The sequence below is a fragment of the Nocardia sp. NPDC004722 genome (assembly GCF_053601505.1).
In genome coordinates, this window is the sequence record NZ_JBSGBY010000141.1 from 1 (window position 1) to 15,314 (window position 15,314).

The following is a 15,314-nucleotide window of genomic DNA, read 5'->3' on the forward strand; positions in this document are numbered from 1 at the left end:
CCAACCGCGTGAAGGCGCACGCGCCGGGGGCCGCCCAGCCCACCGGCGCGGTCGCGGGCGCGGCCTTCGGCACCGCCAAGGAGGGCGACTGCCTGACCTGGTCCAAGGCCAATGCCAGCGACCTCACCAAGGTGGACTGCGGCGGCAAGCATCTGTTCGAGGTCACCGCGGACGTCGACCTGAGCAAGTACCCGGGCAAGGAGTTCGGGCCCGGCTCACGCTTCCCGGACTCGCTGCGCTTCTCCGAACTGCGCGACGAGCACTGCGTCAGCGCCGCCCAGGAATACCTCGGCGGCAAGCTGGACCCGCGCGGCAAATTCGTTGTCGGCCTGATCAATCCGGGTGAGGCGGGCTGGAAGGCGGGCGAACGCACGCTGCGCTGCGGCCTGCAGGTCTCCGGCAGCCAGGGCGTCGCCACCAAGCCCATCACCGGCAGCGTGCGCGATATCAACCAGTCGAAGGTCTACGACATCGGCACCTGCATCGGCATCAAGTCCAACCTGCCGACCGATCCGGTGGACTGCACCCAGCCGCACGCCTTCGAGATCGTCTCCACCGTGGACCTGGCCACCCACTTCAGCGGCGGCCCGCCCTCGAAGGACGATCAGGACAAGTTCATGGAAGACCAGTGCGCCAAGGACGCCGGCGACTACCTCGGCTCCCCCGACGCACTGCGCAACAAGACCCTCACCCTGTTCTGGGACGCCCTCGACGCCCGCAGCTGGCTGGCGGGTTCCCGCAGCCTCAACTGCATGGTCGGCAAGGGCGCGGACCAGGAGGGCTTCGCCACCATCACCGGATCGGCCAAGGGCGACATCCAGATCGACGGCCAGGCCCCGGTCCCGCCGCCCAACAACGGCCGCTACACCCCGCCGCCGCTGCCTGGCGCGGCCCCGCCGGTTATCCCCCAGCCACGCTGAGCGGACGGTAGCCGCAACCATGCCCGTCGCCATGTCCGACGACCGCTTCGAAGAGTTGGTCGGGGATGCGCTCGACTCGATTCCGTCGGAATTGTCACAAGCCATCGACAATGTGGTCGTGCTCATCGAGCCGCGCAACGACGAGGAGCCCGACCTGCTCGGTCTCTACCACGGCATCGCCCTCACCGAGCGGGACTTCAGCCACTACGGGGGCGTCCTGCCCGACACCATCACCATCTATCGCGAAGCCATCCTCGAGATGTGCCACAGCGAAGAAGAGGTGGTCGAGGAGGTGGCGATCACCGTGGTTCATGAGATAGCCCACTATTTCGGGATTGACGACGAGCGCCTCCATCAGCTGGGATGGGGCTGAACAGCGGCGCTGGGAACCGATCAGCAAACCTCTGCGTCCAAGCTTTCATAACCGGGGTGGAACGTAGAAGGGATCCCGATCCATGGTTGGCCATGTCCTCGTGCAGCCCGAGGTGATCCTCGCGGCGTCCCTCGAACTCGACCTGCTCGCCGAACGCCTGGCCGCCGCCGCGAGCGCGACCGCACCGGCGACCCACGTGCTCCCCTCCGGCACCGAAGAGGTGTCCTTCCTGGCCGCCGCGCATTTCAACACCGCCGCGTTCACCCACGACCACGCCGTCGCCCAGGGCATTCTCGAGCTGCATCACGCGGCCGCCACCCTGCGCAGCCAGCTCGCCCAGTACCTGGCCCAGGACGCCATGCGCGCCGCCGGGCTGGCCGCGATCCAGGTGTAGAAGGGGAGATACACGCATGACGCTGGGAATCACCGGGGTGTTCTGGCTGCCCCGCATGGCCGAACTGAATTCCGTCACCCTCAATGCCGGTGCGCACGCCATTCCGATCATGGCCGCCAACACCGCTTGGAGCGCGCTCACCGCCTCCTGGGTGGACGCCACCACCACCGTCGCGCGGGTGATGGCCGAGATCGGGGTCGGGCTCGAGGGCGTGAACGGCCTCAATGTGCTTGCCCGCCTGGGTGTTTTCACCGGCTGGGCCGAACAGCAGGCGGTCATGTCCGGCGTCATGGCGGCCAAGGCCGCCGCCAACGCCACCGCCTACACCGTGGCCTCCATCGCCATGCCGAGCCTGCCGGAGATCGCGCTCGTGGAGACCGCGCGGGTGGCCGCGTACTCCAGTGGCGGCGCGCTGAACGGCACCGCGGAGGCGGCCGAGGCGGCCAAGCTCGCCCTCGACATCCGGGCCGCGCTGGTGATGGAAACCTATGAGGCGGCAACCAGTTTGATGGTGGCCACCCCGAACACCTTCCTGATGCCGCCGCCCATCGCCATGGGCGCGGGCAATGCCAACGCGGGCGGTGACGCCTTCGCCAACAGCGGCGATCCCATTCAGGCGGCGCTCGGCGCGGCCGCGGCCCTGGTCCAGAATCCGGCCGTCACCAGCGCCCTCTCGCAGGTCGCGCAGGTGGCCGGAACGGTGGTCACCAGCGGTGCCTCCACCGCGGGAAACGTGGCGACCACGGCGATCACAAGCATCGCCAACGCGGTCACCCAGACCGCCGGAGTGCCCGGGGCGGGCATGCCCGCCATGGCGGGCGCGGGCGTCGTGACCGCCGGTGCGGGCGGTGCGGCGCTGACCACGCAGGCCGTGTCCTACGGCGGCGGCCTCGGCGGCTCGGTGAGCATCGGCAATGGCGGCGGCACCCTGCGACTGCCGGACGGCTGGGGCTCGGGCCTCGGCGGCGGTCTCGGAAACGCCGGGGGCGCAACGCCTCCCGTCGCGCCCGTGGCCGAGCCGGTGAGCATGGCGACCACTCCGGCCTCGACCACCCCGGTCCGTTCCTCCGGCACCAGCCCGCTGCTCGGCAGCCAGGGCGATGACGACGAGGACTCACACCGCGGTCAGGACTACGGGCGCTCGGTGGAGGTGTTCGCCGACGGCCGGGTCATCGCGCCCGCCGTCATCGGCGGCGATCCGCTGGCCGACCGGTGACCGTCCTCGGCGCGGGCGGCGGGCCGTCGCTGCTGCGCTCGGTCACGCTGTCGCTGGACGAAATGCAGTATCTCCTGGAGACATTGGAGATCGACGAGCTGCCCGTGGTGCTGAATGCCGTGGGCCGCTACGACAATGCCGCCGACCACGATGCCGCCATGACGGCCGCGGCGGCCACCCTGGCCGACCGCGACCTGCTGGACGACGACCAGGTGCATCCCGAACTGGCACAACGGTTGCGGGCGCTCTACCGGCCGCACTGGGTGCTGGCCGTGCGCTGGTATGTGGAAGGCCAGGTCAACCGGTTCTGCCTGGCCAAGGGCGACGACCTCGAAGTGGTGGCGCTGCGCGGACCGGGTTCCTATGTCATCGACGAGGCGAGCCACGATCTCGCGGGCACGGTGCTGGCCGCGCTCGGCCCGGCCGAGCCGCTGGAACTGGCCGGAATGAACGCGCCCACCGCGGATCTGGTGCCGATCTTCGACGATGCGGGCGACGCGGCCGCCACGGCCGCGCGGCTGACCAAGGTGTGTCATCCGGCGCGCGACGCGCAGGCTATCGCTTCGGCGCTGGTGCAGGTGAATTCGCACGCGGAGATCGTGGGCGTGCGCTACGGGGACGGCTCCCGGGAAGTGGCCGACCATCACCTCGCGGTGTACAACACCCGGCACGGCCGGTTCCTGGCCATCACCACGCTCGCCGACGACGGCGCCAAGTGGACCTCGTTCGCGGGCGGCACCCCGGCACGCTTCCGCACCGCGCTCCAGGATCTGATCGAATCCCTGCCGCTGCGAACGGAATTCCCTAACCCATAGGATCGTCGCCGGTGGGATCCACGGCGTCACCGAACGGCGGCGTGTAGCGACCCCAGCGGGTGCACTCCCAGAGCTCGCCCTCGGACGGCAGCAGTTCGATCGTCTCGGTGTTGTCCAGGTGATTGTTGGCGGCGAAAAGCCGTGGCACACCGGTGAGTTCACGTGACACCAGCCGCATCGCCGCACCGTGGCTGACCAGGACGATATCCCCGGCATCCGGCCCGGAGAGGTACTCGGCGCGCAGCCGCCGCAGGGCGGGGACATAGCGGGCTAGCACTTCCTCACCCGATTCGCCGCCCGGTACCCGCACGGCCAAATCGCCGAAATGCCAAGCGTGATAGACCTTCTGGAACTCCTCGTGCGCGGCCCTGGTATTCAAACCTTCCAGGTCCCCGAGCTGCACTTCCTGTAGATCCTCCAGCACTTCCAGCGAGACACCGGTGGCGGCCTCGATATAGCCGCCGGTCTGTCTCGCGCGTAGCGCGGCGGAGCTGAACAGCCGCTGCGGCGGGGTCGGCAGGTTCGCGCCGAAGGTCTTCGCCTGCGCCACACCGCGTTCGGTGAGCGGCAGGCCGGGTAGGCGAGTGTCGAGGATCTTGCCGACATTGCCCTCGGTCTCGCCATGTCTCACCAGGATGAGTTTGCCGGTCACAGGTCGGCCACCCCCTTCTTCAGATCGGCCAGCCAGGCCGCGGCGGGTGCGTCCGGCGGCGGCGGTGTACCGGTGGCCGAGGTGGCCGGCCAGGAACCGAGGAAGCGGATCCGGGCGGCGGTGCGGTGCAATGCCTTCAGGGCCTCGGCCACCGCGGTGTCGTCGATGTGTCCGACGCAGTCCAGGTAGAAACGGTAGGTGCCCATGCCGGTGCGGGTCGGCCGGGATTCGATACGCGTGAGATCGATGCCGCGGGTGGCGAATTCGGCGAACGCGCGCATCAGCGAGCCGGGCTCGTTGGCCAGCTCCAGGACGATGGAGGTGCGATCGGTCCCGGTGCGGGCGGGCGCGGGCTGCGGGGCGGCGACCAGCACGAAGCGGGTCACGGCCTGATCCACGTCGGCCACGCCGTCGGCCAGGGTGGCCAGGCCCAGGCGCTCCCCCGCCAGCGAGGTGGAGACGGCGGCATCGGCGTGCCCGGCGGCCACATCCTCGGCCGCGGCGGCATTCGAGGCCGACACGTACATTTCGGCCAGCGGCATATTCACGGCCAGCCACATGCGCACCTGCGCGGCGGCGACCGGATAGGCCGCGATGCGCCGCACCTCGTCGATCGCGAGCCCGGGGCGGCCGACGATGGTGAAAGCGACGTCCAGATCGGTCTCGGCGAGGATTTGCAGCCGGGGGCCGAGCGCCAGCGCGTCCAGCGTCGGCGCGATGGATCCCTCGACGGAACTCTCGATCGGCACCACCGCGCCTTCGGCCTTGCCGGCGCGCACCAGCTCGATCGCCGCGCCCTGGCTCGGGGCCGGGACACGCTCGACCTGCCCCTCGAAGGCACCGAGGGACTCCAGTTTGGCGAGGGCCATCTCCGTAAAGGTTCCCGACGGCCCGAAGTAGGCGATACGCGGCACGGTTACGACATTACTTGCGTGTGCGGGGTCACCCCCGACTTTGGCCAACTCCTGGGTAACTTCGCACCCCCACCGGCCGCACCGACGACGGTCGGCGAGCAGCGTGCGCGCGCTCAGTTGCCGAGCACACTCAGCGCGGCGGAGACGGCGGCGACGTCCGGCGTCTCGATCGCCAACAGCACCTCACGCAGCGCCTCGACCGCCGCCGGTTGCAATCCGGCGAGGAACGCGATGTCCGGCGTCCGCAGCGCCGCGCCGATATCGTCGCCGATGAGCGCGGCGACGGTCGCGGCGATGCCCGCCAGCGCCCGCTCCCCGGACTCGGCGCGAGCCACGAACCCGCTGTCGCCGTGCACGATTCGCACCAGGAACTCCGAGATCGCCACCTCGCCCCAGGCCAGGTCCAGCACCTCGGCACCCGGATCGGCGGACAGCGGGCGAACCAGATCCTCGGTCAGCGCTCGCGCCGGACGCGGCGGTACGGACAGGCTCAGCGCGACCGGTTCGGGCGCGTGGGACGAATCATGCGGCACCGCTTCACCGTACCGATCCGGTACGTACCACTTGCGCGGGCGATCCACGTCACTTAGCTTAGGTTTACCTAATTCCGATTCCGGAGGTGTGTATGCCACACGCGGCCCAGGTCGTCGCACCCACTACCGCCGAACGCGTGCACAGCGCCTGCGCGCACGCCGACAGCGCGATGCTGGCGCTGCCCGGCCTCGACCCCGTGCCCACCTCGGTGCATCTGCTGCGGCACTGCGGCGACATCGTGGTCGCGGTGCCCATGAACTCCACCGCCGCCGGGCTCGTCTTCGGTTGCGGCACCGCCGGATCGCCTGCGGTGCTGGAACTCACCGACGAGGCGCCCCTGGCGTTGCGCGAGCGCATCCGGGCGCTGGTGTGGCTGCGGGGCTGGGTGCACACCGTGCCCTCGCACGCCCAGCGCGCACTGGCCGGGGCGGTCGCCGCCGATCACCCGCATCCGGCGCTGCTCGATGTCGGGCACACCTCCACGCTGCTGCGGCTGGTCATCGATTCCGCCGTGGTCGCGGACAAATCCGGCGCGGATTCGGTCGATCACGACCGGCTGCGGGACGCCCGGCCCGACCCGTTCTGCGCCCTCGAGGCGGGCTGGCTGCAGCACCTGCAGGCCGATCACGCCGACGTCATCGACCGGATGGCCCGGCGGCTGCCGCACGCGCTGCGCCGCGGCGCGCTCATCCATCCGCTGGCCATCGACCGCTACGGCGTCACCCTGCGCGTCGAGGCCGTCGACGCCGACCACGACATCCGCATCCCCTTCGAGCACCCGGCCGACGACATCGATTCGCTCAGCCGCGCGGTGCACGCCCTGGCGGGCAATCCCTTCCACGGCGGGGTGCACCGGATCTGACCTCTAGATTGGCCACATGGTTTCGGCTGATCCCGCACCCACGTGGCCCGCGCCCGAATCGTCCGAGAAGGGGCGGCGGGCGATCAAACTCGAGATCGCGGTGGTGCTGGTCGTCACCTTCGGGCTGAGCGGGGCCAATGCGGCGCTGTCCCTGCTCGAGAGCGCGCTCTCGCCGGAAGGCGTGGGCGGGCAGACGGTGGCGCTCAACGCTTCCCGGGCGACACAATCCACCATCGACCTGCTGTTCCAACTGCTGGGTGTGGCCCGGTTGCTGGGGTGGGCGGCGCTGGGGCTGTACCTGTTGTGGCGCAGCGGAATCGCGCCGCGCGCGATCGGGCTGGTGCGACGACTGCGCTGGCGCGCCGACGTGCTGCCGGGTCTGGTGCTCGCCGCGGTGATCGGAATCCCCGGGCTCGGACTGTATTTGGCGGCACACGCGCTCGGCGTGAGCGTCACCATCGTGCCCAGCTCGCTCGAGCACTGGTGGCGGCTGCCGGTGCTGGTGCTGTCCGCGTGGGCGAACTCGGCGGCCGAGGAGGTGCTCGTGGTCGCCTACCTGATCACCCGGCTGCGGGCCCTGGGCTGGAGCGAGAACCGGTCGCTGCTGGCCTCGGCTCTGCTGCGCGGCAGCTACCACCTCTACCAAGGTCTGGGCGGCGGGGTCGGAAACGTGGTGATGGGGTTGATCTTCGGACGCTACTGGCAGCGCACCGACCGGCTGTGGCCGCTGCTGCTGGCGCACGCGCTCATCGACACGATCGCCTACGTCGGGTACACCTTCCTGCGCGGACACGTTTCCTGGTTGCCGTAATCCGATCGGAACGAGCCACGCGAGCACCTCGGTCGGTACTGTCGCTAGTGATGAACGGCGACGACCCCCAGCACTTTGCACGGATGCGCCGGGAGCCGCCGCCGGGACGCCCCGGCGAGCCCCCGGCGTACCCGCAGCAACCACCGAGATCCGGACCGCCACCGAGACCCTCGTCTCATCGGGCCCCGGACGACGACCGGACCGTTAACGGCGACCGGCCGGGTATGGAACCAACCCAGGTGATCCGACGCAACGAACCCGGCGCGCCCTTGGCGTATTCGCAGGTGCCACCCCGCAATCCGGCCCCACCTCGGCCGCTTCCGGGCAATCGGGTTCCGCCGCAGGGCAATCGCGGCCCCGCCCGGCCGTCGCCGGCCGGGCCCGGGGGTTACGCGCCCACCCAACAGCCGGAACCCTTCCACGACACCCCGCCCCGGCACGACACCCCGCCGCGCACTCCCCCGCCGCCGCTGCCCCCGGTCCGGCGGCGCGGCGGCGATGCCAAGCCGCCGCGCGGATCGCGCCCGCGCAAGAAGCGGCACTGGTTCCGTTGGATCCTGTCGCTGCTGCTGGTACTGCTCCTGCTGCCGGTCGCCGCGGCCATCTATGTCGACACCCATCTGACCCGGATCGACGCGCTCGCGAACTACCAGGGACGGGTCGGCGACACGCCCGGGACGAATTGGCTTCTGGTCGGTTCCGACAGCCGCGCCGGATTGTCCAAGGACCAGGAACAACAGCTGTCCACCGGCGACGCCTCCGATGTCGAGGGTGAGCGCACCGACACCATCATCCTGGTGCACATCCCCAAGTCGGGGCGGCCGACGCTGGTCAGCATGCCGCGCGACTCGTATGTCAGCATTCCGGGCGTCGGCAAGGACAAGCTCAATGCCGCCTTCGCCGTCGGCGGGGCGAATCTGCTGGTCAAGACCGTGGAAGGCGCGACCGGCCTGCACATCGACCACTACGCGCAGATCGGCTTCGGCGGCTTCGCGAATATCGTCGACGCGGTCGGCGGCATTCAGATGTGCCTGGACTCGCCCATGAACGATCCGCTGGCCGGGATCAACCTGCCCGCGGGCTGCCAGACGCTCTCCGGCCCCGAGGCGCTGGGCTTCGTGCGCTCGCGCGCGACCCCGCGCGCCGACCTGGATCGCATGCTCAATCAGCGAAAGTTCCTCAGCGCCTTGCTGAAGAAGGCCGCCAGCCCGTCCACCCTGGCCAATCCGTTCCGGTCCTGGCCCCTGGTCCGGGACCTGACCGCGGCGCTGAAGGTCGACAACGGCGCGCACATCTGGAATCTGGCGACGCTCGGCCGGGCCTTGAACGACAATCCGATCGCCACCACCGTGCCGGTCGGCGGCTTCGAGGATGTGTCGGGCAGTGGCAATGTGCTGCTCTGGGACAAGACGAAAGCGAGTGCGTTCTTCGACGCGCTGGCCAAGGATCAACAGCTGCCGCAGGACTTGATCACCACCGTCGGAAGTTAGCCGAAACACGCAAAAAATTAGGCAATACTTGCCTCATTTAGGTTGTGCTCAATAAGGCTGTACTTGGATGACACGTGATTTGACCGGCATTAATGTCGTCCGCATGTCCACCCGAACCCAGACGAAGCGCAGCAAGTTCCAGGCCCTGCTCCAGGACCAGATCCGCAATGAATTCAATGCCGAACACCAGTACATCGCGGTCGCGATGTGGTTCGACAATGCGGATCTGCCCGTTCTGGCCAAGTACTTCTACAAGCAGGCCGTCGAAGAGCGCAATCACGCGATGATGATCGCGCAGTATCTGATCGATTCGGACATTGCCGTCGAGATGCCCGGGATCGATTCGGCCACTTCGCAATTCGCGAATGCCAAGGAGCCGCTGGCCCTGGCGCTCGCGCAGGAGCAGGCGGTCACCGATCAGATCGTCCAGCTCGCCAAGACCGCCCGCGAAGAGGGCGACTACCAGGGCGAGCAGTTCATGCAGTGGTTCCTCAAGGAGCAGGTCGAAGAGGTCGCGACCATGAAGACCCTGCTCACCGTCGCCGAGCGGGCGAGCGCCAACCTGTTCGATCTGGAGAATTTCGTGCAGCGGGAAATGAGCGGCCCCAAGGACGCCGGTGGCGCTCCGCACGCAGCGGGTGGCTCGCTGTAATTACGCACCACAGGCCCGGTCCGTTGCGCTGGACCGGGCCTGTCGTATGTGTGCGGCGGGAACTGATCGAAATATATTCTTTTCAGAAATCTTCCGATAAAGAACCCGGGGACAAAGAATTCAGCGCAGGGTGACCTGACGCGAACGCAGCCCGTCGCGAGAACGGCGCTCCTCGGAAGTCAGCGGGGCGTCCGACTGCAACGCGGCGGCCAGCTTCGCACCGAATTCGCGTGCGGGAGTTTCCCATTCGCTCGCGTGCCGCTCGCGGTCCAGATCGAAGACCGGCACCAGCAGGCCGTGGGTGCGGAACGAGCCCGCGAAGCGCGAACCCTCACCCAGGTGCAGATCACCGGCCGCGTGCAGGCGGGCCAGCGCCAACATGAGCTGGTCCTCGTCCTCCGGCCGCACCCAGCGCACGTGCGCCTTCTCACCGGCGTCCACCCACCAGGCCGCGCCGATGGCGTCCGCGCCCAGCTCCAGGCGGGCCGACGGCATGATCGCCTGATTGGCCTGCTCGATGGTGGCGGCCACCTGCGGGTCCGGGGTCACGCCCTCGGGCACCCACCACTTGAAGTCCTGGTGCACGGTCAGGTCCAGGGCCGCGCCCGGATCCAGCACCTCCGAAAGCCGCGGCGCGCCTTCGACATCCGCGTCGGTCAGCGACTCACCCGGCGCGGCGGCCTGGGTCCACAGGATCGCGGCGGCCAGATCGGCGGCCGGGTCTCCGGACTGGTACTGCACCTGCGTGCCGACGAAACCGACCGGCTCGTCACCGGCCCGCACCAGCGCGGCGACCGCGCCCGGCAGCACCGTGGCGAGGGTGACCGGCCGCTCGGCGGCCACATTCGACGACAGCTTCAAGGTGGCGGTCGCCGACGGCACGAACTCCCGCAGCGCGACCAGATCGCATTCCGCGGCCAAGCCCTCGAACGGTCGCGTCACCGCGTGCGACGCCGCCTCCTGCTCGGCACGGCGGGCGGCCAGCTTCTGCGCCCGATTACTGTCCGGCTTGGGACTGTTGCGCTTGCTCTTACCCATGAGGAGCAACCCTACTGGGTGCCCCGGGAGCGCCCCGCGACTGGCGCGGGGGATTTACGCCGTGGTGAGAACGGCTTTGGTGCGGGCCGGGTGGTTGGTGGCGACCCAGTCCACGCCGAGGTCGGCGCAGAGTTGGATGTCCTCGGGATCGTCGCAGGTCCAGACGTAGGTGGCGCGACCCGCGGCGGCGGCCTTGTCGACCAGTTCGGGGTGCTCGCGCAAAGTGCGGACCGAGGGGCCGATGGCGGTGGCGCCGACCGTGCCCGCCGCGCCGCCGGTCAGGTAGAGGGAGGATTCGCCCAGCAGCACCGTCGGCAGCAGCGGGGCGGCGCGGCGGATGCGCCACACCGCGGTCGCCGCGAACGAGATGACCACGGCGCGCGCGTGATCCGCGGAGGCGGGGGCGCCGATGCCGTAGCGATTGAGCTGCTCCAGCAGGGTGGTCTCGACCAGCGCGCCGTAGCGGACCGGATGCTTGGTCTCGATGAAGAGCTTGGTGGGGCGGCTCTTCCAATCCAGCACCAGCTCGATGAGCTCCGAAAGAGTGAGCACGCCCTCGGGCTCGACGGCGGTGCCGAAGTTCAGCGCCTTCAGCTCGTCGAGGGTCATCTCGCTGACCGCGCCCGACCCGTTCGAGGTGCGGTCCACGGTCCGGTCGTGCACGCACACCAGATGACCGTCGCGGGTCAGGCGGATATCGCATTCGACGCCGTCCGCGCCCTCCTGGAGGGCGAGATCGTAGGCGGCGAGAGTGTGTTCGGGTCGCGCCGCCGACGCCCCCCGGTGCGCTACCACGAACGGCGCACGACTGGCCCGGCTCACTTCGCCACTACCTCCTGTTGTTCTGCGACGACCTCATCATTGCCGACGCCCGCGCTCGGCGCGCGCCCGACGGATCCGGTCATCCCCGGCGACACCGGTTCGATCACCGGCCGGGCGGGCCCGGTGGCGATCACCCAGCGACGCACCGTCTTCGGGCGGCCCCGCAGATCCAACCCGGCGAAACCGCGCACCAGGGCCAGCGAGGCGACGGCGACACCGGCGGCGACCAGATCGGTCCACAGGCTCGCCAGCACGCCGTCGGCCTGCACCTGCAGCGAATGCGCGAACCGGTAGCAGACCGCCACTACGACGAGCACCGCGTTGAGCAGCCATGCGCCCCACCAGATCCGGACCGACCGCAGCAGTCGCGGATCCGCGCCGGCGGCGATCCGCAGCCGGGCCGTCTCGGTCAGGAACACGCCCGGCCAGACCAGATTCACCACGGGGACAACGCAACCCAGCACCAGCGCGCGCAGCGAGCGCGGATCCGCCTGTCCCGCCGCCGCGTACGCGGCCCGGCGGGTCTGCGCCAGCCAGCCGACCAGCGCCACCGCCGCCACCAGCGCCGCCACCGGGGCCACGATCGAGGCGACGGTCACGGACGCGTCGGAAATCCACAGCAGCCACGGCGGAATGAGTTTGGTGCGGTTGCGCAGCAGGATCCCGTAGCGGCCCAGCTCGGTGAGCGCGGCCAGCACGAACAGGCCCGCGGTCGCGAGCAGCGCGGTATCGATCCGATCGGTCAGCGTGGCCAGTGGGCGGCGTGGCGCGATCGCCTCGGCGGGCGGCCGGTCGTGCAGACCCCACTGCGGAATCTGGTGGTAGTGCGGCGTCTCCACGGCGACGACGCGCCGGGCGGGCTGTGCGGCATGGGTTTTCCGGCCGGGCGGGCGCGCCACCCAGCGGTAGTTGCGGCGGTCGGCGGGGGCGTCGACGGCGGCCGGCGACAGCAGCACGCCATGGCAGCGCGGACACCAGTGCAGCGGTTTGCCCTGCACGGCCCAGCGCGCGCCGCAGCGGGCACACGGCTGCACGACGGTGGATCGTGATCGCACCTGTCCCCCGTTCATCGCTGCACCTCTCCGCGCCTAGTAGATCTTCGCCTCGGGACCGTCACCGGTGAGCGGCCGACCGGTCTGCTGCCAGGCCACCATGCCACCCGCGACATTCACGGCCTCGTAACCGATCCCGTTCAGAAACTCCACCACCGCGATGGACCGGCCGCCCTGCCGGCAGACCACATAGATCTCGGCGTCGATATCCAGCTCGTCGAGCCGGGCGGGCACATCGGTCATGGGAATGTGGATCGCGCCCGGGGCGCGGCCCAGCTGCCACTCGTCGTCCTCGCGGACGTCCAGGAGCTGGTGCGTCGCGCCTTCGACGGCGGCGGTATCGAATTCCGCAGGCACGGCATCGATCGGCACCGAGGGCACAGGGGAGTTCGTCACGGTTTCGATCCTGCCACGCGCGCGCGAGGGCCGTGGAGTTCCGTACCTGCACACGGTCGGTTTCGGGAGTTATCCACATAATCCACAACCTGATCCACAGGTTGATAGACGACCGATTCGTCCGGTCGGCCGATCCGGAAGTCCCCTCCTCGTTCCGGAGCGGCCGACCTAGGCGCCTCTGTCCCAGAAGGCCCCAACCAGTCTGACGCCGCAGGTCGGCGCGCGGTTCCGTTCCGCGCCGAAAAAAACGACAACACTACCGAAAAACGGAAATCCTGGGCCGGGCCAGGCAAGATCGGTAGCCTGGCGCTATGACTGTGAGCAGGGGGCTACTCGACGGCCTGGACATCAAGGGACTCAACCTCGCACTGTCGGAGGCGACCTGCCTCGGCATCGACGTCGACACGGCGGCGGGCACGCTACGGCTCGAACTCGACGTGCTGACCCTGCCCGAGGACGGTCCACCGCCGGAGGACTGCGACATCTACGTGACCCTCACCGGGGTCAGCCGGGTCGCCGCCTCGCTGCGTCGCCAGCGCTGGGACGATCTCGAGCCGGTTGTGCTCCCGCTCACCCTCGACGGCCTGCACGATGCCGTCAACAGCTTCGGCGGCGGCGCCCTGCACGGCTGGGACTTCCTCGACCTGTCCGACAGCTCCTGGAGCCAGTGGCGCAAGCTGCTCAGCTTCGACACCGAGCTGCGCGACACCGAGGGCGCGCACATGATGGAGTTCTCCCAGGAAGAGGGCATCGACCCGCGCGAACTCGACGTGCGCGTGTGGTTCGACGGGGCCGAGGTCACCGACAAGCAGGGCAACCCGATCCCGTTGCAGGACTTCATCGCCGGTGGCGTCCGCTGGTGGCAGGCCCACGACGCGGGCGACCCGCGGGCCATGCGCCCGGACGTGGTGCCGCCGCTGTAGCTCAGTAGGTGACGCCGGTGCGGTGATCGGGGCAGTAGCCTCCGGGATTCTTGGCCAGATACTGCTGGTGGTAGCCCTCGGCGTAATAGAACGCGGAAAGGTCCGGCAGTGGGGCGATCTCGGTGGTGATCGCCCCGAATCCCGCTGCTGTCAACCGTTCCTGATACCGGCTCTTGCTCTCGTCGGCGATTTTCGACTGCTCGTCATCGAACGTATAGATGGCCGAACGGTATTGGGTGCCGCGGTCGTTTCCCTGGCGCATGCCCTGGGTTGGATTGTGGTTCTCCCAGAATTTTTCGAGAATTCCGGGGTAGTCGATCACCGTGGGATCGAACACCACCAGCACCGATTCGGTGTGGCCGGTCCGCCCGGAGCAGGTTTCCTCGTAGGTCGGGTTCGGGGTGTATCCGCCCGCGTAGCCGACCGCGGTGGTGTACACGCCGTCGAGTTGCCAGAATCCCTGTTCAGCGCCCCAGAAGCAGCCCATCGCCAGCACGGCCGTGCACAGGTTCTCCGGGAACGGGGGACAGATCTGATGACCGATGACGTAGTGCCGGTTCGGGACTACCAATGGTTCCGGACGGCCGGGCAGGGCCTGCTCAGCGGTCACCATCGTCGGTTCCGGTAGTCGTAAACGTCCAACGAACTCGTCGTACCACGACATGACTCGATGCTACGGGACCCGGCCAGACCGGCGATTGATGTTGCGTTCACGGGTATTCCAAGGGTTGGGAAACATATACATCTGCCGGAATGTGGGGGCACGCAGCCCGGTTGCAGACGAGCGGGTGTACGAATGATGGTTGAGTGTCCCCCGGAACTTCCCGGGGGCGCACGGCCCCGACACGGAAAGGGACATCGTGGCTGTTTACACGCTGCCTGAACTCGATTACGACTACTCGGCTCTGGAGCCCTTCATCTCCGGGCAGATCAACGAGATCCACCACACCAAGCACCACGCGGCCTACGTCGCCGGTGTGAACGCCGCCCTCGAGAAGCTGGAAGAGGCGCGCGCCAAGGACGACCACGCCGCCATCTTCCTCAACGAGAAGAACCTCGCGTTCCACCTCGGCGGCCACGTGAACCACTCCATCTGGTGGAAGAGCCTGTCGAAGGACGGCGGCGACAAGCCGGTCGGCGACCTGGCCGCCGCCATCGACGAGGAGTTCACCTCGTTCGACAAGTTCGTCGCGCAGTTCTCCGCGGCCGCCAACGGCCTGCAGGGCTCCGGCTGGGCGTGGCTGGGCTACGACACCCTGGGCAACAAGCTGCTCACCTTCCAGCTCACCGACCAGCAGGGCAACGTGCCGCTCGGCATCATCCCGCTGCTCGGCCTGGACATGTGGGAGCACGCCTTCTACCTGCAGTACAAGAACGTCAAGGCGGACTACGTCAAGGCGTTCTGGAACGTGGTGAACTGGGCCGAAATCCAGGAGCGCTACACCAAGGC

At 68.9% G+C, this 15,314-nt stretch carries 19 protein-coding genes; 11 read left to right on the forward strand and 8 right to left on the reverse strand.

Going from position 1 to position 15,314, the window contains the following annotated elements:
- The 5 genes from ACWELQ_RS16325 to ACWELQ_RS16345 all read left to right on the forward strand — a co-directional run.
- Positions 1-920: septum formation family protein (locus ACWELQ_RS16325; RefSeq protein ID WP_452397861.1), on the forward strand; the 920-nt coding region annotated here is incomplete at its 5' end.
- A gap of 19 nt (positions 921-939) precedes the next feature.
- The gene (locus tag ACWELQ_RS16330) at positions 940-1,293 is read left to right on the forward strand and encodes a metallopeptidase family protein (RefSeq protein WP_452397862.1); all 354 of its coding nucleotides are present in this window, start codon (positions 940-942) and stop codon (positions 1,291-1,293) included.
- An 82-nt stretch (positions 1,294-1,375) separates the two neighbouring features.
- On the forward strand, positions 1,376-1,687 hold the full coding sequence (locus tag ACWELQ_RS16335; RefSeq protein ID WP_452397863.1) for a PE domain-containing protein: 312 nt from the start codon (positions 1,376-1,378) through the stop codon (positions 1,685-1,687).
- 16 nt (positions 1,688-1,703) lie between these two features.
- Complete coding sequence (locus ACWELQ_RS16340) at positions 1,704-2,903, forward strand: PPE domain-containing protein (RefSeq protein WP_452397864.1); 1,200 nt, start codon at positions 1,704-1,706, stop codon at positions 2,901-2,903.
- On the forward strand, positions 2,900-3,718 hold the full coding sequence (locus ACWELQ_RS16345; RefSeq protein WP_452397865.1) for an ESX secretion-associated protein EspG: 819 nt from the start codon (positions 2,900-2,902) through the stop codon (positions 3,716-3,718). Before ACWELQ_RS16340 ends, ACWELQ_RS16345 begins: the two co-directional genes overlap by 4 nt.
- Here ACWELQ_RS16345 and ACWELQ_RS16350 read toward each other — a convergent pair.
- From ACWELQ_RS16350 to ACWELQ_RS16360, 3 genes are all read right to left on the reverse strand, one after another.
- A complete protein-coding gene (locus tag ACWELQ_RS16350; protein WP_452397866.1) occupies positions 3,708-4,370 on the reverse strand; it encodes a histidine phosphatase family protein in 663 nt (220 codons plus the stop codon). The two genes, ACWELQ_RS16345 and ACWELQ_RS16350, sit on opposite strands and share 11 nt — an antisense overlap.
- A complete protein-coding gene (gene pheA / locus ACWELQ_RS16355; protein ID WP_452397867.1) occupies positions 4,367-5,284 on the reverse strand; it encodes a prephenate dehydratase in 918 nt (305 codons plus the stop codon). Before pheA ends, ACWELQ_RS16350 begins: the two co-directional genes overlap by 4 nt.
- Positions 5,285-5,397: 113 nt before the next feature.
- A complete protein-coding gene (locus ACWELQ_RS16360; RefSeq protein ID WP_452397868.1) occupies positions 5,398-5,817 on the reverse strand; it encodes a hypothetical protein in 420 nt (139 codons plus the stop codon).
- 92 nt (positions 5,818-5,909) lie between these two features.
- On the opposite strand from ACWELQ_RS16360, the gene ACWELQ_RS16365 reads away from it, so the two are divergent.
- The 4 genes from ACWELQ_RS16365 to ACWELQ_RS16380 all read left to right on the forward strand — a co-directional run bounded on the left by ACWELQ_RS16365 (position 5,910) and on the right by ACWELQ_RS16380 (position 9,633).
- Positions 5,910-6,680, forward strand: a complete 771-nt coding sequence (locus ACWELQ_RS16365) for a DUF2470 domain-containing protein (protein WP_452397869.1) — start codon at positions 5,910-5,912, stop codon at positions 6,678-6,680.
- 16 nt (positions 6,681-6,696) lie between these two features.
- Positions 6,697-7,491 carry a CPBP family intramembrane glutamic endopeptidase gene (locus ACWELQ_RS16370; RefSeq protein WP_452397870.1) on the forward strand — a complete coding sequence of 265 codons (795 nt, stop codon included), beginning with the start codon at positions 6,697-6,699 and terminating at the stop codon, positions 7,489-7,491.
- Between the two features lie 239 nt (positions 7,492-7,730).
- Positions 7,731-8,981: an LCP family protein gene (locus ACWELQ_RS16375; protein ID WP_452397871.1), complete on the forward strand. Its 1,251-nt coding sequence runs from the start codon at positions 7,731-7,733 to the stop codon at positions 8,979-8,981.
- Between the two features lie 103 nt (positions 8,982-9,084).
- Positions 9,085-9,633 carry a ferritin gene (locus tag ACWELQ_RS16380; RefSeq protein ID WP_452397872.1) on the forward strand — a complete coding sequence of 183 codons (549 nt, stop codon included), beginning with the start codon at positions 9,085-9,087 and terminating at the stop codon, positions 9,631-9,633.
- 120 nt (positions 9,634-9,753) lie between these two features.
- Here ACWELQ_RS16380 and ACWELQ_RS16385 read toward each other — a convergent pair whose 3' ends face one another.
- From ACWELQ_RS16385 to ACWELQ_RS16400, 4 genes are read right to left on the reverse strand one after another with little or no spacing between them, the layout of a single operon-like run.
- The gene (locus ACWELQ_RS16385; RefSeq protein ID WP_452397873.1) at positions 9,754-10,671 is read right to left on the reverse strand and encodes a DUF5926 family protein; all 918 of its coding nucleotides are present in this window, start codon (positions 10,669-10,671) and stop codon (positions 9,754-9,756) included.
- A 54-nt stretch (positions 10,672-10,725) separates the two neighbouring features.
- Positions 10,726-11,493, reverse strand: coding sequence for a glycerophosphodiester phosphodiesterase (locus ACWELQ_RS16390; RefSeq protein WP_452397874.1), 768 nt, complete (start codon positions 11,491-11,493; stop codon positions 10,726-10,728).
- Entirely contained in the window at positions 11,490-12,563 is a 1,074-nt protein-coding gene (locus ACWELQ_RS16395; protein WP_452397875.1) for a DUF4328 domain-containing protein, read from the reverse strand. The genes ACWELQ_RS16390 and ACWELQ_RS16395 overlap by 4 nt, the downstream gene beginning before the upstream one ends.
- A gap of 18 nt (positions 12,564-12,581) precedes the next feature.
- A complete protein-coding gene (locus ACWELQ_RS16400; RefSeq protein ID WP_452397876.1) occupies positions 12,582-12,941 on the reverse strand; it encodes a rhodanese-like domain-containing protein in 360 nt (119 codons plus the stop codon).
- A gap of 311 nt (positions 12,942-13,252) precedes the next feature.
- Between ACWELQ_RS16400 and ACWELQ_RS16405 the strand changes: the two genes are divergently transcribed.
- Positions 13,253-13,864, forward strand: a complete 612-nt coding sequence (locus tag ACWELQ_RS16405; protein WP_452397877.1) for a hypothetical protein — start codon at positions 13,253-13,255, stop codon at positions 13,862-13,864.
- Position 13,865: 1 nt separating this feature from the next.
- Here the strand turns inward: ACWELQ_RS16405 and msrA are convergent, their stop codons facing one another.
- Complete coding sequence (msrA, locus tag ACWELQ_RS16410) at positions 13,866-14,528, reverse strand: peptide-methionine (S)-S-oxide reductase MsrA (protein WP_452397878.1); 663 nt, start codon at positions 14,526-14,528, stop codon at positions 13,866-13,868.
- A gap of 196 nt (positions 14,529-14,724) precedes the next feature.
- Here msrA and ACWELQ_RS16415 point away from each other — a divergent pair.
- A partial coding sequence (locus tag ACWELQ_RS16415) for a superoxide dismutase (RefSeq protein ID WP_452397879.1) occupies positions 14,725-15,314 on the forward strand: 590 nt, incomplete at its 3' end.

Bases quoted from the DNA above. Each gene is read 5' to 3' on its own strand.
- msrA (WP_452397878.1), bottom strand. From the start codon at position 14,528: ATGTCGTGGTACGACGAGTTCGTTGGACGTTTACGACTACCGGAACCG.
- ACWELQ_RS16340 (WP_452397864.1), top strand. From the start codon at position 1,704: ATGACGCTGGGAATCACCGGGGTGTTCTGGCTGCCCCGCATGGCCGAA.
- ACWELQ_RS16335 (WP_452397863.1), top strand. From the start codon at position 1,376: ATGGTTGGCCATGTCCTCGTGCAGCCCGAGGTGATCCTCGCGGCGTCC.
- ACWELQ_RS16330 (WP_452397862.1), top strand. From the start codon at position 940: ATGCCCGTCGCCATGTCCGACGACCGCTTCGAAGAGTTGGTCGGGGAT.
- ACWELQ_RS16395 (WP_452397875.1), bottom strand. From the start codon at position 12,563: ATGAACGGGGGACAGGTGCGATCACGATCCACCGTCGTGCAGCCGTGT.
- ACWELQ_RS16365 (WP_452397869.1), top strand. From the start codon at position 5,910: ATGCCACACGCGGCCCAGGTCGTCGCACCCACTACCGCCGAACGCGTG.
- ACWELQ_RS16370 (WP_452397870.1), top strand. From the start codon at position 6,697: ATGGTTTCGGCTGATCCCGCACCCACGTGGCCCGCGCCCGAATCGTCC.
- ACWELQ_RS16385 (WP_452397873.1), bottom strand. From the start codon at position 10,671: ATGGGTAAGAGCAAGCGCAACAGTCCCAAGCCGGACAGTAATCGGGCG.
- ACWELQ_RS16405 (WP_452397877.1), top strand. From the start codon at position 13,253: ATGACTGTGAGCAGGGGGCTACTCGACGGCCTGGACATCAAGGGACTC.
- ACWELQ_RS16380 (WP_452397872.1), top strand. From the start codon at position 9,085: ATGTCCACCCGAACCCAGACGAAGCGCAGCAAGTTCCAGGCCCTGCTC.